Source organism: Nostoc sp. MS1, from assembly GCF_019976755.1.
Classification (GTDB): Bacteria; Cyanobacteriota; Cyanobacteriia; order Cyanobacteriales; family Nostocaceae; genus Trichormus.
Genome location: NZ_AP023441.1, coordinates 1,833,117 through 1,855,000, shown reverse-complemented (window position 1 = coordinate 1,855,000; position 21,884 = coordinate 1,833,117). Strand labels below are relative to the sequence as shown.

The window sequence follows — 21,884 nt, the reverse complement described above, 5'->3', positions numbered from 1 at the left end:
CTCATCATCATTGGCAAATATCGCGTTTCTGGCAGTCTTCAGGGTTTTGTACCCACTAAGTTTTCCTGGTGCCTATGGTGCAGTGGCACCACTCTGATCCCATCCCGAACTCAGTTGTGAAACGCTGCTACGGCTACGATAGTTGGAGGGTTGCCTCCCGCCACAATCGCTCGGTGCCAGGTTCTTTTTTTAACAAAAGGCGCTCTCAATTAATTACTGAGGGCGCTTTTTTGTTTGGCTACTTTTATATTTAATAATTGGCTATAGCTAATCCAACTCCCTACGTCCTTCTAATGCTCTTGCTAGTGTAATCTCATCAGCATATTCTAAATCTCCACCTACGGGCAAACCAAAGGCGATCCTTGTCACTTTAGTAAACGGCTTCAGCAACTGACCAACATAAAGGGTTGTTGTTTCTCCCTCTACGCTTGGACTAATTGCCATGATTACTTCTCGTGGTTTTTGCTGACTTACTCGCCTGACTAAAGCTTGGATAGTCAGTTGTTCTGGGCCGATTCCATCAATTGGAGAAATGACTCCGCCTAAAACGTGGTATTTACCTTTGTATTCGCGGGTTTTTTCAAGTGCGATTACATCACGAGAATCTGCGACAACGCAGAATATATTGTTGTCACGGTTAGGATTGCGACAGATTTCACAAACTGGTTCAGCAGAAAGGTGAAAGCAAACAGAACATAAGCCAACCTGTCTTTTGGCTTCAACCAGTGCCTGGGCTAAAGCTTCCACTTCAGATTCTGGTCGTTTTAAAATGTGCAAAGCTAGTCTTTGGGCAGTTTTAGGACCAACTCCAGGTAAGCGTTGCAATTGTTCTATTAACCGTGCTAAGGGGCGTGCGTAAACCGTGGTTTTATCTCCAGAATATTTGTTACCTTAATTATGATGACACTGATTTGTCACTTTCGCGGTAGCATAAGAACGTAAAAAAGCTAGAACGTAAGCACAGAGCATGGTAGAGCCTCGTCCGCCCCTAAAAACAATCAAATTCGTGGACGAATATTGCCAATTGTAGTAGTTACAGCCTATGGCGTATTCTGTGGAATGACGTTTCCATTGCTGTTTGAAGTATACAAGCCTCGTGAAAGATTAAAGCCAGAAGATAAATATTTAACTAAACCACAAATAGCAGCAATGCTGATGAGAAAGTTAAAATCAATGGGCTTTAAATTCAATTTGGTACTGGCAGATAGTTTATATGGTGAGCAGCGCGTTGGGCGGCTTTGCCGACTTGAAGCGACTGCGAACCCGAAGGGTGAGAGTGGATCTAATTTCATATCAGTGTTAGATGAAATGAATCTAAACTATATGGTTGCAATTCGCTCAAACCATGATACAGATTTACTTCCGACACAGCATACTCAATATGCGCGAGTGGCAAAGATTTAAACGTGTATTCTCTATTCCTCTTACTTACTGTTTACGGTTTTCTTTCTAATTATACTTTCCCCGTAGTAACAAAAGAGGGATTAGTATAAGCACGCTTCAAAAAATAAGTTGTCACAGTCGACTTTAAAAGCTGACTTTAAATAAAAATAAAAAGGAGTCAGAAGACATAATACAGAATACTCCACCCATAAAGGGATGGGGTTTGAATGAGGAAAAAGTTTTAGCTTTTTTTCGCCCACTAGGGGCGAGGTTTTAAACCAATATTCATCCGCCACTCGCACAGAATTCATACTGAATTCTGGCTCCTGACTTCTGAAGTCTGTTTTATAAAAAACGCCCTCTAAGAATAAAGGACGTTTTTTATTTAGCTATTGAGATAAGATAAGACTTCAGGTGTTAACCGTTGATAGCAGGAGCGCTTAATGCAACAGGAGTAACTTCAGAAGCCGCCAAGTCTAAGGGGAAGTTGTGAGCGTTACGCTCGTGCATGACTTCCATACCTAAGTTAGCGCGGTTAATGATGTCAGCCCAGGTATTGATGACACGACCTTGTGAGTCGATGATGGACTGGTTAAAGTTGAAACCGTTGAGGTTGAACGCCATTGTGCTGACACCCAACGCGGTGAACCAGATACCAACTACGGGCCATGCAGCTAGGAAGAAGTGCAAGGAACGTGAGTTGTTGAAGCTCGCGTATTGGAAGATCAAGCGTCCGAAGTAACCGTGTGCTGCTACGATGTTGTAGGTTTCTTCTTCTTGTCCGAATTTGTAACCGTAGTTTTGGGATTCGGTTTCGGTTGTTTCACGAACCAAGGAAGAAGTTACTAGAGAACCGTGCATTGCACTGAACAAAGAACCACCAAATACACCAGCCACACCTAGCATGTGGAAGGGGTGCATGAGGATGTTGTGTTCTGCTTGGAACACGATCATGAAGTTGAATGTACCGGAGATACCCAAGGGCATACCATCAGAGAAGGAACCTTGTCCGATGGGGTAGATCAAGAATACTGCTGCTGCTGATGCCAAGGGTGCGGAGTAGGCTACGCAGATCCAAGGACGCATACCCAAGCGGTAGGATAATTCCCACTGACGACCTAAGTAGCAAGCACATCCGATGAGGAAGTGGAATACTACCAATTGGTAAGGGCCACCGTTGTACAACCACTCATCTAGGGATGCTGCTTCCCAAATTGGGTAGAAGTGTAAACCAATGGCGTTGGAGGAGGGTACAACTGCACCTGAGATGATGTTGTTTCCGTAGATCAAGGAACCTGCTACGGGTTCACGGATACCATCAATGTCTACGGGGGGTGCGGCGACAAAGGCTATGATGAAGCAGGTGGTTGCGGCTAGCAATGTAGGAATCATCAATACACCAAACCAACCTACATAAATGCGGTTTTCGGTGCTGGTGATCCAGTTGCAGAACCGTTCCCATACGTTGGCGCTACTGCGCTGTTGTAAGGCTGTGGTCATCTTTTTATGATTGCTTTGGATTAATAAATCAAGCGCTTTAAGTGTGCGCTTGTTATATTAAGCTTTACATGATTTTACGCACTTTCACAATTCAAATAAGTTATTAATGTATTATTTACAATTAGATTTATTTATTATTTCTGTGGTTATCAAAGTAAAGGCACAGAGACGCACGATTTCTAAAAATCGAAGTAGATGTAAGGAAGGCTGCCTTCAGGCGCAAACAACCAAACAGCATAAAGGCATATAGGCACAAAGACAAGCTTGATAGGCCAGTTGAACTCTAGTTTTAGCCTTCCTTTGAAGACATAGGTGATACCCATAAGGGCAACTATTGAAAATAGGATTCCAGAAACTTGAGATTGGCTGGTATTCAGAGCTTCTACGTAGACCTTTTGAGCAAATTGGTCATCAGCATTATGACCCAATAGATGCTGAACAACTAGGGAAGATTCTTGCAAGTTAGGCAGACGGAACCAAATCCAAGAAGTAAAAACCATTACTTGAGTGCATAGCCAGGCCACAATTACCCCTATAGGATTTTCCCAGAAAAGGGCTAATTTTTCATAGCGATCGCTCATCACATCCGTTAGGCGATGAACCACCAAAGCTAAACCGTGATAAACACCCCAAACCACGAAACCCCAAGCTGAACCATGCCAAATACCTGCAATTAACATCACAAGAAATAAATTCCAGCAAGTACGAGTTAAGCCTTGACGAGAACCACCCAAGGGAAAGTAGACGTAATTACGCAACCAATCTCCCAAAGTCATGTGCCAACGTCGCCAAAATTCAGCAATGCTAGTAGTGAAATAGGGAAAATCAAAGTTTTCTGGTAGCACTAAACCAAATAGCAAAGCAGTACCACGAGCGATATCTACATAGCCATTAAAATCTAGATATAATTGCAAGCCATATGCAAAAGTTGCTAACCATAAATCACTACTACCAGCACGTTGCAAATTACCAAAACATAAGTCAACAAATATTCCTAAACGGTCTGCCAAAATTCCTTTTTTTACAGCACCTCTAGCAATTAACCATAGTGCTTCTGAGATTGTATCAGCCGTAGGAAATTGTAAGGTATTAAATTGATTTGCTAGGCTATGATAGCGTGTGATTGGCCCGGAAATTAATTTAGCAAAAAATAGTTTATAAGTGGCAAACTGTAAAAAATTATTGTTTGCAGGCGCACCGCGATAGACATCTATTAAATAAGAAATACATTCAAAAGTAAAAAAGGAAATACCTAGAGGTGCTACTATCTTCCAAGAAGATTCTGATGGGTTGAAAGCTAATTCTAAAAAACTATTAACATACTTAAAACTTAGTAATAATAAAACATTTACAGCTATGCCAAGCCATAATATATTTAACCTGCGTCGATTCCAATCTATTTGAGCAAATTGCCACTCCTCGTTAGAAATTTGCCAGTTAAGATTATGTTGTCCTGGAGAAGTGTTTTTGCCAATCTCTCGACCTAAGCGAAAGTTAATAAATGTGAGTGCTAATAGCAGTGGTATGTATGGAACGCTTAAAGAGGCGTAGAATACCAAACTGGCAATTAATAAAGTCCATAGCCGTAGTTGCTGACGACCAACAGACCAATAAATGCCTAACGCACTCAACAGAAAAATAGCATAAAGAACAGATATAAAATTCATAGTTTAGTCATTAGTCATTAGTCATTAGTCAACAGTCCATAGTCAATAGTTATTTTCCCTACTCCCTTATCTCCCTCATCTTCCCTTACTCCCTTTACTCCCTCATCTCTACTTAGTTGGCCAAGAAATCATCGGGTCTGTAGCTAATTTTTTCGAGACTTCGTAAGCACCAAAACGATTAAGGTGGCTGGGGTCGGAAAAATAATCATTGGCTTTGGGCCAGAGTTCGCTTAAATCACGATAAATAAAGTTAGGATTGGTGGCTAAACCTAACATATATTGTTGAAAGTCTTGTTCGTATTTTTTACGTACTGGATCTAAATATTCTGCTGTCAGGGGCATATTGACAAAGACTAAGGAAATATTTTGTGCTTGGGTAAATTGCAAAACATCGCGGAAGGCTGCGTCTTGTATTCCTCCTACTTGAAAATCTTTATAATCATTGTCATAATTGCCTGTAACTCTGGAGTATTTTTGATAGTATCTGGCAGGATTGAAGCGTACAGATAAAGCAAGAAAACCATCAAAATCTACAGCTTGTGAGTTAATACTGTCGTCGCTATTATCGGATGTCGAGTGTATGAGTGATTCGGCTTTTGGCTGCTCACTAAACATAGATAATGAAGCTATTTTAGTTTGCAATAAAGCCTGCACTTGTTCACGATTTTGATAAGTAGTAGAAAGATTAGCCAAGCCTTGATTTAACCAGGAATTAATAGCTTGATAGCTGTTCATTTCTGGTTTAGGTGGTGCTTTTATCTCCTCAGTAGGCTTTTCTGTGATTTTTTGGGCTTGTTCGTTTTTGGGGTTTGTTTGGGCTTGCTGGAGAACTTGTTGATAGCCTGGAGAATTAGCGATCGCTCTAAATGTTAAGTCGTCCCGTCCACTATTAAACGCACGGGAGCCGTCAGCCCAAATAATTACTTTTGGTAGTTCTGATGGTTGCAAAACTTGGCGAATTACAAAGTCTACAACTTGGGCGGTTGCACCATTGATACCAAAGTTAAATACATCAACGTTTTTGTAACCTTGCAGCGCCAAGGCTTTAGACAAAGCCATTGGGTCAACTCCCCTCAAGGCGCGGGAAGAACCAATAATTAGAACATCAGCAGGTTTGCCGTTTTTGGCGATGCGTTGTCTATATAGCACCAGTTGTTCGTCTAGTTGTCTGACGTTAAAACTAGGCATTTGCGATCGCGCTGCTAGTAAAATTGCGGCTGCTGTGGCTTTTTCCCTCAATGGTGCGGCTGTTAGACTTTTGGGTTTATCTTCTTGTGTGAAGCCAGAAGCGTTGAATGCGCCACCCTTAGACTGAGAACTGCTGGCAAAAAATGCTGTTCTCTGGTTTTGGTCATCTTGATATTGCAAAGATGAATCTTGTTCTGTGGGTGACGGTTGGGAGATACTAGCGACCTGTGTTTTACTTTGCATAGTGCGAGTAACAATTACCCCCAAAACCCAATCGGTTTGCAGGGTCAGCAATAAACCAAGGGTTCCCCAAACTAAAGCAACTTTAACACTTTGAGTATCTGTCGCTTGGTTAAATGGTTGTCCAGTTTCGGTAAATAATTGGCTGTTGAGAAGCCATTTTTTGATTGTGGAACTTGCGGTTGTTAGCCAATCTTTAGCAACTTCCGAGACGAAGTTTTGTACTTCCTCTGTAGTCACCTCAGAACGCAAAATTGGTTCGTCGTCTTCTTTGGTGACTAACTCATCGACGTATTCAGAAGTAGCAGCAAATTCTGGTGTGGCTTCGGGAACGAGGCGCTGGCGGTGGACTAAATCTACACCATAATGCCAAAAGGGTTCTTTATTTCCAGCACGACGACCATAAACCCTTACTCCAGCCGTACCCGCCAGATTTAATTGGCGTAAAAATTGAATGACTCTAGGCGCTACTTGTTTACGGCTGGGACAAACGGGCGCATCACACATGATATGGAGTAAGTCGCCTTTGCGTAGCAACAGTACCCGCAGACCACCTGTTTTTAAGCGTCTATCTAAGTCGGGGTTGAGTAGACGTTCTAGTAAGAAAACTATTGCAGGTTCATCACCAGAGATAGCCAAATCAAAGGTAGGAGTAGCCAAGGCTGGATGTTCGCTGGCGGGTAACTTGAGCCAATCAATCCACTTTGGCTGCTTGTCGTTGGGTTTTTGTCCGTAAACTGTAGCCCCCATAATACCTTGGGGAGCGATCGCTTCTAGTTGCGCTAAAATTTTATCAACACAAGTTGTTTTATCTGGTACTGAGGAACCTTTAACACTGGGTTCACAAAAAATATGCAGGGTGGATTCTTGTAGGGAAACTTGCACGTTCACCAGTAACTCGGATACTGCGGCTGTTAATAAACGGGCGATCGCTTGGACATCTCCCCACCGCGCCCATTCTTTCAGCATCACCTCTGGCGGTGTCAAGTCAATTCTTAACAGCCAGTCAGGGTTAGTCTCACCACTAACTTGAGAAACAATCACAGCATCACAGTAGCCAGCCAGATTCAACTGGCGCAATTTCTGGGCTACTGGTTCTGCTAGTAATGAAGGGTCAGGACTATAAGCAGATTGGCAAAATATCCACAGGCGATTGAATACCTCAGAGTTACCATCGCTGGGCTGATGTTGCTTGACGCTTACCTGTACCGCCACACCCATTGCACTTAGGGTTTCGCTCAGATAACGGGCGATGGCGTTAGCATCTCCCCGACGCGCCAAACTTTCATTTGAGAGAATTAACGCCCCACCAGGGACTTTTTCCTCATTGGCTAACAGCGCTTGTTCCACTTGTTCCAGATGCCGTTCCAACTGGTTTAAGTGGACTTTGTGACACCACTGGGGGCGGTACTCCCCTCGTTTACGCCCGTAGACAAATACTTGGTATATTGAGGGTTGGTCTTTGCTGGTGAGGTCGTCTAAATTCGTTTGCTGTAGTGCATGAAGCAAATCAGAGAGAGTGCGCCAGCGTTGAGGACACTCTAACCCTTCACACAGAATATGAAGGTCATTTCCCCGTAACCGGACTTTCACCCCAAAAGTGTTTATCCCCGTTGCTTGGCTGACCCACTGCGACAAGGATTTTTGGCTATCTAGGAGTACTGTTTTCATGGGCAGTTAACTTTACAGGATGGGAATGTTGGGGGGTAGTGCCTGCACTTGTAAACTAGAACCATAGGTTTATCACATTTTGCTGTTTTTTGTTAACAATTTCGTTACCTTTTTGGCTTGTTAAATGGGACAGAATAGTCCTGTACAGTTACAAGTCATACAGATTTTGCATTTTGCGTCTTATTCTACTCGCTGGCTCATAATTAAGGACAAACAATGCCCCCTATTACTCAAAAGCCCACACCAACCCCCGGATTAAATTTGCTTTTGTTTAGCATTCCCAATTCTCTCCTCTTAGAAATAGGTACAGCGTCTATACTAATGCTGCTTACCACGGGAAATGTCACCGTAAAAGCCCTGGAATCCTTGGGACAAGCTAGTGAAGAATTGTTTCGCGGCGATCGCCTGCCCATTTTACCCTTCCCCGATGACAATGAATTAAATACATAAAGTTAAAAAATATACTTTAACAATATGCTCACAGAAATTGCCAAGAGCATACATTACCAAAGATAAAGGCTGTTAAACAGTAATTGGCTTTACAAGAGAAGCAATATGAGTTCGGTTTTATACTCTCTATCTGAGTCTGCTAATTTCTACCCCGCATCCGAATTGTTTTTGCGCCATCGTCTGCAAATAGTAGAAGAGTTGTGGGAGACGGTGCTACGGCAAGAATGCGGTCAAAACATGGTAGATTTGTTGCGGCAGTTGCGTGATTTGTGTTCCCCAGAAGGACAGGCGACAAAAGACCAAGCCGTTTCTGCTGTCAAGTTAATTGAACAGTTGAATATTAATGAAGCTATCCGGGCGGCGAGGGCGTTTGCTTTGTATTTTCAGCTCATCAACATCATCGAGCAGGAATTTGAACAAAGGCAGCAATTGACCCGCTATTCTGAGATAGAAGCCGAAACAGCCACTCTTGATTCTTCAGAAAACATTACATCGTCATCAAACCATAACGAAGATGATGTAATTTTCAATCGTGGGTTAGGTACAGACTTCCTCGCTAAAAATTGGACTCATCGCGGACAAAACAAACAAAAAGGGACATTCGCCGCCCTATTTCCTTTGTTACATAAGTTGAATGTCCCACCCCAACAAATTCAACGCCTCATTTCCCAACTCGATGTCCGCCTAGTATTTACCGCCCACCCGACGGAAATTGTCCGTCACACCATCCGCGATAAGCAACGCCAAGTAGTAGAACTGTTGCAACAACTCGATGCGGTAGAAACTCGCACCAACAATGGCGGTGGTTATCCTTGGGAAGGGTCAGAAATTCGGGAGAAATTACTCGAAGAAATTCGCTTGTGGTGGCGGACAGACGAACTCCATCAATTCAAGCCGACTGTACTAGATGAAGTAGATTACGCTTTACACTACTTCCAAGAAGTTTTATTTGATGGCATTCCCCAACTGTATAAACGCTTCAATTATGCGTTAAAACAAACCTTCTCTTGGTTAGAACCACCAAGGAAAGATTTCTGTTCCTTTGGTTCCTGGGTAGGTTCTGACAGAGATGGAAACCCATCGGTAACACCGGAAATTACTTGGCAGACAGCTTGCTATCAACGCAAAATGGTGTTGGAGAGATATATCAAGTCTGTCACGCAATTAATTGAATTGTTAAGTATCTCCATGCACTGGAGTGATGTGTTACCAGATTTACTGGAGTCCTTGGAGTTAGACCAGTCCCAGTTAAGTGAAGTATACGACGCACTGGCGCTGAGATATCGCCAAGAACCCTATCGCCTCAAACTAGCTTACGTCTTGAAGCGGCTGGAAAATACCCGCGATCGCAATTTAGCATTATATAAGGGCGAAACCCCCACCAACGAAGACAGCCCCATGTACCGCAACGGGGAAGAATTTTTGACAGAGTTGCGACTAATTCAGCATAACTTGACGGAAACTGGTTTAAGCTGTCGAGAATTGGATAATCTCATCTGTCAAGTCGAGATATTTGACTTTAACCTGACAAAATTAGATATCCGCCAAGAATCAACCAGACACTCAGACGCTTTAAATGAGATTCTGGAATACCTGCAAATATTACCCCAGTCCTACAACGAACTAACCGAGGAAGAACGAGTTGCTTGGTTAACCAAGGAATTGCAAACCCGTCGCCCCTTGATTTCCTCAGAGTTACCATTCTCCGACAAAACTAATGATGTCATTAAAACCTTCCGCGTAGTGCGATCGCTACAACAAGAATTTGGCATAAATATCTGCCAAACCTACATCATTAGTATGTGTCGTCAAGTCAGCGATGTTTTGGAAGTGCTGCTACTCGCCAAAGAAGCCAGACTTTTTGACCCAGCGATCGCAGTCGGCACAATTCAGGTAGTACCATTATTTGAGACCGTCGAAGACTTGCAACGTTCGCGCAGCGTCATGCGCCAGTTATTTGAGTTACCTTTGTACCGCGCCTTACTCGCAGGCGGTTATGCAGCTTTTAACGGTAGCCAAGAAATTCCCCCATCGCCTCATCTCCCCCTCCCCCTATCCTCAACTATTCTCACCCCCAACCTCCAAGAAGTGATGTTAGGGTATTCTGACAGTAACAAAGACTCCGGCTTCTTAAGTAGCAACTGGGAAATTCACAAAGCCCAAAAATCTTTACAAGAAATCGCTGAAGAATATGGCGTGAACTTGCGGATTTTCCACGGACGCGGCGGTTCTGTGGGTAGAGGCGGCGGCCCAGCCCACGAGGCGATTTTGGCGCAACCAGGACACAGCATCAACGGGCGAATTAAAATTACCGAACAAGGGGAAGTATTAGCTTCTAAATACTCCTTGCTAGATTTAGCACTGTACAACTTAGAAACCATAACCACGGCTGTAATTCAAGCCAGCTTGTTGCGAACTGGGTTTGATGATATCGAACCTTGGAACGAAATCATGGAAGAATTAGCCGTGCGATCGCGTCAGCATTATCGTGATTTAATTTACGAACAACCTGATTTCATCGACTTCTTCCACCAAGTCACCCCCATTGAAGAAATCAGCCAACTGCAAATTAGTTCCCGTCCCGCCCGTCGCCCTTCTGGGAAGAAAGATTTAAGCAGCCTCCGCGCCATTCCTTGGGTATTTAGCTGGACACAAACCCGCTTCCTCTTACCTTCTTGGTATGGTGTGGGTACAGCCTTGCAACAGTTTCTCTTGGAAGAACCAGAGGAACATCTAAAATTGATGCGCTACTTTTATGTCAAATGGCCTTTCTTCAAAATGGTAATTTCCAAAGTAGAAATGACCTTGGCCAAAGTAGATATGCAAATGGCTGGTCATTACGTACAAGAATTATCTGACCCTGAAGATAAGCCCAGGTTTGAGAAAGTGTTTGAGCAAATCGCTAATGAATACTATCTCACCAGAGATTTAGTTCTCAAAATCACCGACCACAGCCGCCTCCTAGATGGCGACCCTGTACTTCAGCGTTCTGTACAGTTACGTAACGGTACAATCGTTCCGTTAGGGTTTATTCAAGTATCTCTCCTCAAACGCCTCCGCCAGTCTAAGAATAATACTGCAACCTCCGGTGTTATCCACTCCCGTTACAGCAAAGGCGAGTTACTACGCGGCGCACTATTAACCATTAACGGTATCGCTGCGGGGATGAGAAATACAGGTTGATATTTAGTCAATAGTCCATAGTCAATAAACTTTTGGTTATCAATTATGGACTATTTAACTTGTAGGGAGAAACAGAGCAAAACACCATTAATACCCACCCTGCGGCGAAATTTCTTGAGGAGTAGGTGTCTCATCGACAGATGGTTCCTCAGTCTTTGGGGTTTCTTGTGCAGGGTGATTTTCCTCCTGCGGATTTTCTGTCTTGGGGAGAGCTTGTTTGGCTACATTTTCGGCAGCTTCTTTAAATACAGGTTCTAACTTATCTCGCCAGTATTTAATGTTAGGTAACTTTTCGGGATGATTTTTGTATTCTAAAACTTTATCCCATTGACCATTTTCTAAAGCTTTGTTGATGTCATTAGATAAAGCATCAGCTTTTTGCCAATCTTGTTGCCACTGGTTAATTATGGCGGCTGTTTCTTTAATGCCAGCAGAAGCGTTTGCTGGGATCGATCTTAACATAGCGATCGCACCTACCAAATCCCCTGAATCATACTTCTGTCTGGCTTGTTCGACAATTTTACTCCTGTCTACCGGGGGTTGTGCCTGTTCGGTTGGCTGAGAATCTGGTTCTGGCGCTGGATTTATGATAGTTTCCGACCGTGGTTTGGGTTCGGGTTGTGGTCTAGTGGCAATTAGAGTACTATCATCTACTGTTTTAATCGCAATTTGGCGATCGCGTAGGCAAGCTGGCCACTCTGCTTTATTCACAATCACATCTGAGTGCGCCCAAGCTAAACGACCAGATTTAAGTTTTATTTCTACCCAACCTCGTTTTGTCCGTTTACCTGTAACCTCATAGCTAGTATTGACACCAACTGTTTGTAAAACAGTATCAGTATTAATCGAACTAGGTTCAGAACGAATATTAGAATTACCCGCTACCACAGCCAAGCATTTATTCCCTGTGTCATCATTACTGAACACATTAGCCGCAAAATTTTTGACATTGGGATATAAGTTAGCCACTAAAGCCGCAGCCCCACCTGCTAGTACAATGCCTATTAACAGGGGTAAGGGGTCAGATTTATTAGTGTCTTGGCGTGCAGGTTGACTAACAACTTGGTGTGCTGGCGCAACGGCTACAGTTTGCTGACGGGATACAGGAGATGATGGTTTAGCCGGTTGATAGCTGGGATGATTGAAAGATGTTACTGATGTAGATGAGACAACGACAGGAACAGGATTGATGGCATCCTGTAAGGCTTGTAGTGCTTCCGTGGCAGATTGGTAACGGTCTTTAAAGTGATAGCGTACCATTTTATTTAACACTGCTGCTAGGCGCTCATTCACATTCACCAAGTGCCGCCAAATGAGTTCACCTGTCTGGGGGTCTTCTTGTAACTCTGTAGGTGCTATACCTGTTAAAGCTTGAATGGCAATAATTCCCAAAGCATAAATATCGCTATTAGCACGGGGTTTACCTTGTCCTTGCTCTGTAGCCATGTAGCCAGGAGTACCAATCACTACCGTAGCAGTTGATTGACCACCCACTGTCACCATTTGGGTACGCAATTGTTTCACCGCCCCAAAGTCTACCAAAACTAATTTATTGTCAGTAGTGCGGCGGATAATGTTGTCTGGTTTGATGTCGCGGTGAATTACACCTTGGTTATGGACAAACTCTAAAATACTTAATATTTCTTGTAACAAATGAATTACCTGGCTTTCAATCCAACGATTACCAGGGATAAGTTCTTGCGTCAGAGTATGTCCGTCGATAAACTCTTGTACTAGGTAAAACTCTTGGTTTTCGTCAAAATATGCAAGTAATCTGGGGATTTGTTCATGATGACCGAGATTTTCTAAAGTTTCGGCTTCGCTGTGAAAGAGGCGTTTGGCTGTCTCAAAAACTTTGGGGTCAGAGGTGGCGGGTTTGAGGTGCTTGACTACACAAGTAGGATTACCAGGTCGTCGAGTATCTTCGGCTATGTAAGTTTGTCCGAATCCTCCCGTAGCCAGGACTCTAATTACTTGGTATCGGTGATCTAATAGCTTGCCAATCATATTCCCTCCCCAAAGTTATTACCGAAAATCTCCCGATAGTAATAAATATCTCCAATTTTTTTTACGGGAAATCCGTTATCTTGATAAAAGATTTGTACTAAATAAGCAATCTTTTTAATATACACAGACTGTAAATTTTTCTTTTAGTGCCTTTGACCAATGCCACCTAGAATAACAAACCAAGTTACATGGCAGCAGGCCGAACTCCTCATGCAGCCTGCTTTTATTCGCGTTATTGATAATCTCCGCAAGCAGTTGGATGAATCTGCTTGGAAAGGAACTTACCAAGATGTACTGATTTGGCCGCCTAACACCACTGACGAGGCAAAAGCTTTGGTGACGCAGTTATTGCAAGAAATGGAGTCTGCAACCTTAGAACAAGCTGATGCAATTAGAGAGAGGTTAGCACAATTACCAATGCCCCACCCAGGATATCATTTATGTTTGCAACGTCAAGACCAAATTGTCAGTATTGATCTATGGGAACTATGTTATCAGGTATGTTTTATTGATTACACGTCGGAGAGTGAGGTAGTTGATATTGATACTAGTTTAATTGATGACGTAGGTGAAGTTGATTGGCAACGCTTGGAAGATAAGACCAAGGAATTAGTTGACCAAGTGTTTGCTAGTTTACCAGAAGGTTAAATTGCGATGGGTTAAGCCCCAGCGTAGGCGATCGCGTTTACTAATTGAAATCAGGCTCATGTCAATTCTCTATGAAATTGCGCCAATTAAAAAGACGTAAGTAATATTACGTCTTTTTTAAACTTAAATACATTTAATTTAAAAATTTATTGATCTGTTTTTTTAGGTTTGCCGTTATTTAATGGTCTTTTTCTAGGTGGATTAACTGAATTAAGATTTTTATTAGATGCTTGGTTAGAGTTAGGCTGTTCGCTGGCCATAAAATGCAATCCTGTAATGCGTGATAATTGTAACTACATCCAGCATATGACCGTTTCCAGAAATCAGTCAATAAGTTTACAGTCATTGCCAGATAAGTTAGGGTAGTAATTAATTAACAAATCTATACTAATAAGGCTTTCCAGTCTGTTTTTTATTAACTAACACACATAGTAAATAAAATAGGAGCGTAAATTTTGTTACGCCCCTATAGCCAAGGAAACCCATAAATTGTAGTTATTTTGCAAGCTTAAAAATAGATAATGCAAGCTGTTTTATATTTTGAGTAATTTTTGTTAATGGTTGTGTCACCAATTGATGGGTTCACAACCATTTACTCTAGACGAGTTGAAGGAAAACACTAATTGCTGATGAACTTATATAGCCAACTACAACGGTGTTATTTGCAATTCCGGAAATAAAAAATTCTGTAGTGGTTTTCGTTATGTAGGGTGTAGGAAATTTTGACACAGAGGACTGTAGTCCTCTCGAATAACACTAAGTTGCGTCGAAACATAATATTCCCACTCCCTATTCCCCACCCCTAGCCCAAGTTACTATTTTTAAGTGCAACTCGATATAACTAGGCGAAGGAGGAGAAATCTAAGTTAGGTGGAATATCTTGTATACGTCCTGGTCCGATCGCCTGCAATGCTTCTTTTAAGCTAATATCACCAGTATACAGAGCTTTCCCGATAATCACACCTTTGACACCTTGGGGTTCCAACGCTAACAAACTTAACAAATCGGTGACAGAACTTACGCCACCAGATGCAATTACAGGAATGGAAATGGCGGTCGCTAATTCTCGCAATGCGTCTAAATTGGGGCCTTGTAGTGTGCCATCACGGTGGATATCTGTGTAAATAATTGCGGCTGCACCTAGTTCTTGCATTTGTACAGCTAGTTGGGTGGCTAAAACTTCTGAGGTTTCCAACCAACCGCGAGTGGCTACTAATCCGTTACGGGCATCAATACCGATAATAATTTGTTCGGGGTATTGTTGACAGAGTTCTTGGACAAGCTGGGGTTGTTCTACAGCCACAGTCCCAAGAATTGCCCAACGTACACCTAAATTAAACACCTGTTCCACACTAGAGCGATCGCGCAATCCTCCACCTATCTCAATGGGTACAGAAATTGCTTGTGCGATCGCTTCAATTGCTTTGAGATTTACTACTTTACCTGCTTTTGCACCATCTAAATCGACTATATGTAGTCTGGTTGCACCTTGATCTACCCACTGTTTAGCAACATCAGCAGGATTTTCACTATAAACTTGTGAGCGATCGTAGTCGCCTTGATAGAGTCGCACACAACGACCCTCAAGTAAATCAATTGCTGGAATTACGTCCATGTAAATTTCCCTGTATTAAATAAAAGAGTGGGGAGAGGGGGGAGATGAGGGAGTAGGGGGGGAGTAGAGCTTACTTGGACACTTAGCACGTTGCTCAACGCCGCGCTTCTGTGCTTCAGCACTCATCACTCACTTTTAACTTTTCGTTTTTAATTGTCTAACGGCTTGCGCGAAACCCAGCACAACTAGGATATTAGAAAGTGTCAAAAAGACTTCTGCACCACCATGTAACCAATCTACGTTTGCTAACTCTTCACCATAATGAACTTTGGCATAAATCCCGGCTGGAATAGTCACACCGACAAAAATGAGAGTACCGTAAAATCCATAAAGTGATAAACGTGGCATTAGTTTACTGCGGTTGATAAACCACAAGAAACCCAAATAGGGAAATAAGGAAAGGGCAAATAGGGTTTCTTTAGACATAATTGCTTGGTAATTGATAATTGGTAATTGGTAATTGGTAATTAATTCAGTTGTGTTTTATCCTCTGCTTCCTCATCTCCCTCATCTCCCTCATCTCTAATCTCTAGCCTCTATTTTCGCAGAACGCCAAATCCATACTGCTGCTGCCCAAAGGGTAAAATTACCAACTAGAGTCATACTAGCTTGCAGTGTAACTAACCATCCTAGAGCTTCGGAGTTGTCGTAATAATGCCATGTACAAGCACACATGGCACTAACTAAAGCAGGTAACATTGCTAGGGACAATCCCCACCAGCTACGATTACCAGTGAGTTCGCCATAAGTCCAAATTAACCAGATAGCCGCTATCCACTCTATAACGCTAGAAACATGAATAATCCAAGTGGGAATTGAGAGAACGTGCATAATTGGTCAGTAGTCATTAGTCATTAGTCCATAGTCAACAGTTAACAGTCAACCGTCAACCGTCAACACTCCCCTCATCTTCCCATAGGTGAATTGATATTTTTTGCAATCTGACTGACATCTGGTGAACTGTTGGGAAAAAGTTGATAATCTAAAATCCAACATCCAAATTTTATATAAAAATAATGCGGGCGTTATTATCTGGGTATTACGGTAAGGGAAATGGTGGTGATGAAGCTTTGTTGGCAACGCTGCTGCAAATGTTACCATCTCATGTTACGCCTGTGGTGCTGTCTGGAAATCCCAAGGAAACTAGCGATCGCTATGGTGTAGAATCCCATAATCGCATGGCTTTTTTGCCTGTGCTACAAGCGTTGCGTTCTTGTGATGCGTTTATCTGGGGCGGGGGAAGTCTCATTCAGGATGTTACCAGCAGCATTAGCCCTTTCTATTATGGGGGTTTGATGGCGTTGGCACAGAGGATGGGTTTAAAAACTGTGGCTTGGGCGCAAGGTATCGGCCCTTTGGTACGTCCTCAGACTCGCTACTTGGCAAGGCAAAATTTTACTGCTTGTACTCAGGTTAGTGTACGCGATCGCGCTAGTGCAGCGTTATTGTCTGATTGGCAAGTTCCCCATATCCTTGCACCTGATCCTGTGTGGGCGCTACAGGCTAAACCATTACCAGCACTTGCTGATTTACCTACGCCGAGAATTGCAGTTACTTTAAGAAATCATCCCCAATTAACAGCAGTACGCTTAGATAATTTGACTCAAGCTCTGGTATCTCTGCAAAAAGCTACCCAAGCCTTTATTTTATTATTGCCATTTCAAAAAAGTGAAGATTTACCCATAGCTGAGGCAATACAACCGCAGTTAAAGGACGTTAGTAAGATTTTGTGTTTAGAAGATCCGCAGATTTTAAAAGGTGTTTTTCCTGGTGTAGAGTTAGCGATCGGTATGAGGTTACACAGTTTGATTATGGCAGCCAGTGAGGGTTGTCGTTGTTTTGCCCTGAGTTATGACCCCAAGATAAATCGTCTGATGGAAGATTTGGCAATACCAGGGTGGGATTTAGCTAATATTCCAGATGATGCGGATGCGATCGCTCAAACTTGGTTAGAGTATTACACTAATGGTCAACCTTTATCATCTGAAAAAATCCAATCTTTGGTTAATGGCGCTTTCATGCACAAGGAATTATTGAGGGAAGCGTTAAGCTAATTAGTTTATAAAATTTATACATTTGGGGCGATTGGTTCGGAAAAACTTTGTTTGATTAGAGTTTTACTATTATTTGAGTAGAACTTTTATTTTTACTTGCGTCTAAATAATAAATTATTTAAATTAAGCTTTTAATTTTGTTTAGGAATCCAATAGTTTTTGCTTCATCTCGATCATAATTTTCGTTTACAGCCTTATCAATAACTACAGTAGTATTTAATAATACTTCTCGGCATTTAGTTTCATCCCATAATGCCTGCTCTAGTGTTTCACAGTATTTAAGACACCTATTGGATGTCATATCTGGCATTGTTTTACCTGAAACTTGCATCCTTAAAATATCAAGCATATGATATTTAAATGGTTTATACTTAACATCTATTTGGTTTTTTCGGAAAAGAGCATCTAAACAAAACTTGGCATAAACACTAACGTAATAACCTATTGCATGATGAGAAGGAAGGAATATTTTATTTTTTGTTTCTTCTACTATTCTTGTATGATATCTTCCTGCATTGTGTGCTTGGTTTAAAAACATGGAAGCAAAACATCTCATTTGAGATCGTATATCTACTATTCTTATTTTCTCAATATCATCTATTCCATTAAATTGGCGAGGTCTTCTTTCGTAATATAGCCTTTTTGCCTCTGGCATAGAATTATAGTATTCCTCTAAGTTTTTCTGAAAATCAGTTAAAGCCTCTAATTCTTCAAGTTTTACAGGTGTTTGTCGATTATTAGCTTTAATAATGTTATTTTTTAATTTACTATCACGATCTAAAGCAATTATTTTAATTGGTATGTATAATGAATCATTTTCTTTTATAGACTCTCTACTATTATATAAAATGTAGCTTGTTTGGCATCCATTTACAATTTGATAATCTCTAATAGTAATAGAGTCACCTACAGGATACACATCCTCAGCGACAAGAGTTATTCCATTATTATATAGTACAAAAAATAAACTCTCTTTAGATTTAATCGTTGCTTCAATTTCTTGGTTTACATCATTTTCCCCTTGAAAACCTCGAACATTATCGTAGAATAGCCCTCTGATGATGTTGTCATCATCATCAGTAATTAGTTTTAAATATTCTTGTGCTGGTATAATACCAATATAGGCTTGATTTACATCTTCTATTTTAGGAATAGTAACGCGCTTTTCCAACTTTATTTCTCGTGATATTTTATTATTTGCTAATCTATACAAATCTTGAATACCATTAGCATCAACAGGATTAAATATAATCCTTTCAAAAATTGCCATCTCATCAAGGCTTTTCCGCAGATTATCAATCACTCCTTTTAAATGTAGATCATCAAACCATTTACCAGTTGTAACATAATATAATTTACATAAAGGTTTTCTATTTTTAAAAAAACTACTTTTTGTATATATAAATTCCATTAGTTGACGTTTATCTTTTACATGAGGATTGGTTGGCAATGAAGAATATTCATCAAAAAAGTCTTTTGCTCCTATTAAAAACTTTGCAATTTCGCCTGCATCAAAATTACTACTTGTTTTGGATTGTATTAATATAAATTCTACATCTAAATACTTGTTCTTTTTCTCTAATTCTTCAATTTCTTCTTTTGAGTTAATTAAACTTCCATTAACAATTATTGCTATTCCATCTAACGCTTTATCTCCGCCTCCCCCAACATGAACGTCTTCAAGTTCAAATTGATAATTATATTCTTTAGAAATTACGTAATAATTAACAAAGTGTTCAAAACTCTCTGATTGATTTAAATCTTCAGGTAGAGATAGCTGTTTTCTAAAAGTATTTAATAATCCAGATGTAATTCTATCCATAAATATTAATCCTATGAACTAATTATATAAATCATGTAGTGTTTAAATAACTCAACAGCTTTAAATAAAGTCATGGCAATTGAATTCACATAACTTTACAGCATTTTCTATTTTGCCTTTATGTCGGCATATACCTAAACAAGCCTCAACCGCAGATAGACTTGCAAGTGGATGACTTTCAAAACTTTTAAGTTGCCTCGTTTATAGCAAATCTTGTAATAAACTTCAATCCAAAGTTTTCTATTTTGGGCAATTACGGTCATTTTTTACTGTCTGGTTGGTATAACAATCACAAATTGCCCAATCTAGCTCAAAAAACATAATTTTAATTACCAGCCCCAACTACCGGGAATACCTTTAAACGGCCCTACAACATCGCTTGTTACCCACCCACCGTAAAAGTTACCCGGTTGTGGTTCTACTTTTTCCCCATCCACATAACAAACATCCATAAGATGGGCATAAAATGCTACATGATCTTTAATTGAGGCAAATTCTGATGTAGGGCTGGGGTAATACCAAGCTGCATTTTGTACTTCTTTATCTTCTACCCGAATTGTGTAGTAACCAGCGCGTCCTTTCCACTCGCAAAAACTAGATTGCGGTGTGAGAAATAGGTATTCCATTCTGATATCTTCTGGGGGGAGGTAATAAGAGGGAGGATGGCTAGTTTCTAATACCCGTTTGGCATTTTGGGTATCGGCGATGATTACCCCATTGAAAATAATTTGAATGTGTTTGTTTGTTTCTTCCAAGCGAGGGGGACGGGGATAGTCCCATACAGATTCTTGTCCCGGTTGAGGTTCGATGCGTTGTGGGTGCATAAGTTCAAAATTAAGTAGAGTGGCGAGGGCAGCGCCAAAACTATGATATCTAACGTACTTCTTTCAAGCTGTCAACTTGATTGGTAAACATCTCGGTAAACAGACTCATCACACTCCGTTCTTCCCTAACTTTGATGTTGGCGGTAATTGACATCCCAGACTGCAAAGGAATTTTTTTACCTTTAATTTCCAAATATTGTTTATTTAAGCTAACTTTGGCAGGAAAACGATAAAATTTATGGTTTTCGTCTGGTGGTAAAGCATCTGAGCCGATGCTGATTAATTTTCCTTTAATATCACCAAATTCGCTAAAGGGAAATGAATCAATCCTGATATCTGCTTTCATATCCTGGCGGACAAAGCCAATATCTTTATTAGTGATGAAAACTTCAGCGATGTAATTTTCGTTAGGTACTATCTGCAAGAGTTTTTGAGTTGGATTAGCTACATAACCAGCATTTTTGGCCTGTAAATCAAAAACTGTACCAGAGACAGGGGCGCGGAGTTCTTGATATCTTAAATTCAACCGAGTTTGGGAAATTTTACTGTTAATATCTGCTAAGTTCTGTTCATTTTCCCGCACAACTTTCATAAATTGGCTATCAATTTCGGCAATGTGCTGTTTATTACTACCTATTTTTTCTAAAATAGTTTTATCAGAAGCTGCGATAGTATTAGTAAATTGTTCTTGCCCTTTTTCAATATCATATTGTAACCGTTTTTGTTCTTCAGCGAGTTGGGCGACTTCTGCGGCTAAATTCTGTACTTGTTGTTGTTGGTTAAGGTATTGTAGCTGAGATATACCGCCTTCTTCGGCTAATATTTTAATTTTATCTAAAATTTGCTGTTGAATTGCTAAACTCGCTTGTGTATCTTGGAGTTTAAATGTTGTTTGTGATAGTTGTTTGCGGCTTTTAGCAACTTCTAAACGGGCAGATGCCGCACGAGATTCTAATTCTTTTTTGGATATTTGTAGCTGTAGTTTTTCATCTGCATCTAAGCCTACACCTGTGGTAGAGTTTTTGAGTTGATTACGCAATAATTCATTCTCTTCAACTAAAGCGACTCGACTTTTTAGCAGAAACTCTGCATCTCTTGGCAAACGACCGCGTAAGAAATTTAGTTCAGATGAAATACCAGAAGTCGCTCCCATTAAGCGGCGATAAATTTGATTTTCCTGCATTAAAGCAGAGCGAATCTTATTTAAAGACTCTAATTGAGCAACAGTAGCCACAGTTTCAAAAGTTAATAATAAATCCCCTTTATTAACTTTTTGCCCATCTTTGACAAACACTTCTCTGACCACACCACTTACAGGTGCTTGTACTTCTTTAACAGTTCCCTCTGGTTTTAATTGGCCTGTTGCGGGTACTACTTGCTCAATTTTGGCAAAATATGCCCAACCAATACCTACACAAGCTAAACCGATGAGGGTCAGCATGATTGTTCGTGACCAAATAGGAGATTGACGTAGGATAACTGACTGCTCAAATTCTTGTTCATTGAATTTAACTAAAGCTGGATTTGCCTTAGTTTGTGGTACAAGTTGAGAGTCAAGCTTTACTGCTTTATCTTGTTTACCATTGCCATTAGCATTGACATGATTACCATTAAGTTGAGTCATAGATTTGG

The 21,884-nt window shown here is 41.0% G+C and carries 15 protein-coding genes, 2 rRNA genes and 1 pseudogene (1 of these 18 only partly in view); 7 read left to right on the top strand and 11 right to left on the bottom strand.

The features are described 5' to 3' along the window. Positions 1–3: ribosomal RNA gene (locus NSMS1_RS08080) — 23S ribosomal RNA — on the top strand; it begins 2,825 nt to the left of the window's first position. A 61-nt stretch (positions 4–64) separates the two neighbouring features. Further along, positions 65–182, top strand: a 5S ribosomal RNA gene (gene rrf / locus NSMS1_RS08075). Between the two features lie 85 nt (positions 183–267). Here the strand turns inward: rrf and recR are convergent. Then, positions 268–825 (bottom strand): recombination mediator RecR, encoded by a 558-nt coding sequence (gene recR / locus NSMS1_RS08070; RefSeq protein WP_411908670.1) that lies wholly within the window; start codon positions 823–825, stop codon positions 268–270. A gap of 198 nt (positions 826–1,023) precedes the next feature. On the opposite strand from recR, the pseudogene NSMS1_RS08065 reads away from it, so the two are divergent. Beyond that, positions 1,024–1,417: pseudogene (locus NSMS1_RS08065) on the top strand (hypothetical protein); the annotation flags it as partial. A 383-nt stretch (positions 1,418–1,800) separates the two neighbouring features. Here the strand turns inward: NSMS1_RS08065 and psbA are convergent. From psbA to NSMS1_RS08050, 3 genes are all read right to left on the bottom strand, one after another. Beyond that, positions 1,801–2,883, bottom strand: coding sequence for a photosystem II q(b) protein (gene psbA, locus NSMS1_RS08060; protein ID WP_224092411.1), 1,083 nt, complete (start codon positions 2,881–2,883; stop codon positions 1,801–1,803). A gap of 179 nt (positions 2,884–3,062) precedes the next feature. Continuing rightward, entirely contained in the window at positions 3,063–4,550 is a 1,488-nt protein-coding gene (locus tag NSMS1_RS08055; protein WP_224092410.1) for an MBOAT family O-acyltransferase, read from the bottom strand. A 108-nt stretch (positions 4,551–4,658) separates the two neighbouring features. Further along, positions 4,659–7,649 carry a DUF1574 family protein gene (locus tag NSMS1_RS08050; protein ID WP_224092409.1) on the bottom strand — a complete coding sequence of 997 codons (2,991 nt, stop codon included), beginning with the start codon at positions 7,647–7,649 and terminating at the stop codon, positions 4,659–4,661. A 216-nt stretch (positions 7,650–7,865) separates the two neighbouring features. On the opposite strand from NSMS1_RS08050, the gene NSMS1_RS08045 reads away from it, so the two are divergent. Continuing rightward, entirely contained in the window at positions 7,866–8,099 is a 234-nt protein-coding gene (locus tag NSMS1_RS08045; RefSeq protein ID WP_224092408.1) for a hypothetical protein, read from the top strand. A gap of 105 nt (positions 8,100–8,204) precedes the next feature. Continuing rightward, a complete protein-coding gene (gene ppc / locus NSMS1_RS08040) occupies positions 8,205–11,282 on the top strand; it encodes a phosphoenolpyruvate carboxylase (protein ID WP_224092406.1) in 3,078 nt (1,025 codons plus the stop codon). An 87-nt stretch (positions 11,283–11,369) separates the two neighbouring features. Here ppc and NSMS1_RS08035 read toward each other — a convergent pair whose 3' ends face one another. Next, positions 11,370–13,289, bottom strand: a complete 1,920-nt coding sequence (locus NSMS1_RS08035; RefSeq protein WP_224092403.1) for a serine/threonine protein kinase — start codon at positions 13,287–13,289, stop codon at positions 11,370–11,372. Between the two features lie 159 nt (positions 13,290–13,448). Between NSMS1_RS08035 and NSMS1_RS08030 the strand changes: the two genes are divergently transcribed. After that, positions 13,449–13,937 carry a hypothetical protein gene (locus NSMS1_RS08030; protein WP_224092402.1) on the top strand — a complete coding sequence of 163 codons (489 nt, stop codon included), beginning with the start codon at positions 13,449–13,451 and terminating at the stop codon, positions 13,935–13,937. 841 nt (positions 13,938–14,778) lie between these two features. Here the strand turns inward: NSMS1_RS08030 and hisA are convergent. The 3 genes from hisA to NSMS1_RS08015 form a co-directional block, all read right to left on the bottom strand. Next, positions 14,779–15,552 (bottom strand): 1-(5-phosphoribosyl)-5-[(5-phosphoribosylamino)methylideneamino]imidazole-4-carboxamide isomerase, encoded by a 774-nt coding sequence (gene hisA / locus NSMS1_RS08025; RefSeq protein ID WP_224092401.1) that lies wholly within the window; start codon positions 15,550–15,552, stop codon positions 14,779–14,781. Positions 15,553–15,687: 135 nt separating this feature from the next. Next, positions 15,688–15,978 carry a DUF3593 domain-containing protein gene (locus tag NSMS1_RS08020; protein WP_224092400.1) on the bottom strand — a complete coding sequence of 97 codons (291 nt, stop codon included), beginning with the start codon at positions 15,976–15,978 and terminating at the stop codon, positions 15,688–15,690. A gap of 96 nt (positions 15,979–16,074) precedes the next feature. Further along, on the bottom strand, positions 16,075–16,383 hold the full coding sequence (locus NSMS1_RS08015; RefSeq protein ID WP_224092399.1) for a DUF2499 domain-containing protein: 309 nt from the start codon (positions 16,381–16,383) through the stop codon (positions 16,075–16,077). 185 nt (positions 16,384–16,568) lie between these two features. On the opposite strand from NSMS1_RS08015, the gene csaB reads away from it, so the two are divergent. After that, positions 16,569–17,606, top strand: a complete 1,038-nt coding sequence (gene csaB / locus NSMS1_RS08010) for a polysaccharide pyruvyl transferase CsaB (protein WP_224092398.1) — start codon at positions 16,569–16,571, stop codon at positions 17,604–17,606. Between the two features lie 118 nt (positions 17,607–17,724). Here the strand turns inward: csaB and NSMS1_RS08005 are convergent, their stop codons facing one another. From NSMS1_RS08005 to NSMS1_RS07995, 3 genes are all read right to left on the bottom strand, one after another. Then, positions 17,725–19,428 (bottom strand): AIPR family protein, encoded by a 1,704-nt coding sequence (locus tag NSMS1_RS08005; protein WP_224092397.1) that lies wholly within the window; start codon positions 19,426–19,428, stop codon positions 17,725–17,727. Positions 19,429–19,757: 329 nt separating this feature from the next. Further along, positions 19,758–20,252: a DUF427 domain-containing protein gene (locus NSMS1_RS08000; RefSeq protein ID WP_224092396.1), complete on the bottom strand. Its 495-nt coding sequence runs from the start codon at positions 20,250–20,252 to the stop codon at positions 19,758–19,760. A 49-nt stretch (positions 20,253–20,301) separates the two neighbouring features. Then, positions 20,302–21,876 carry an HlyD family efflux transporter periplasmic adaptor subunit gene (locus NSMS1_RS07995; protein WP_224092394.1) on the bottom strand — a complete coding sequence of 525 codons (1,575 nt, stop codon included), beginning with the start codon at positions 21,874–21,876 and terminating at the stop codon, positions 20,302–20,304. Positions 21,877–21,884 lie beyond the last annotated feature (8 nt).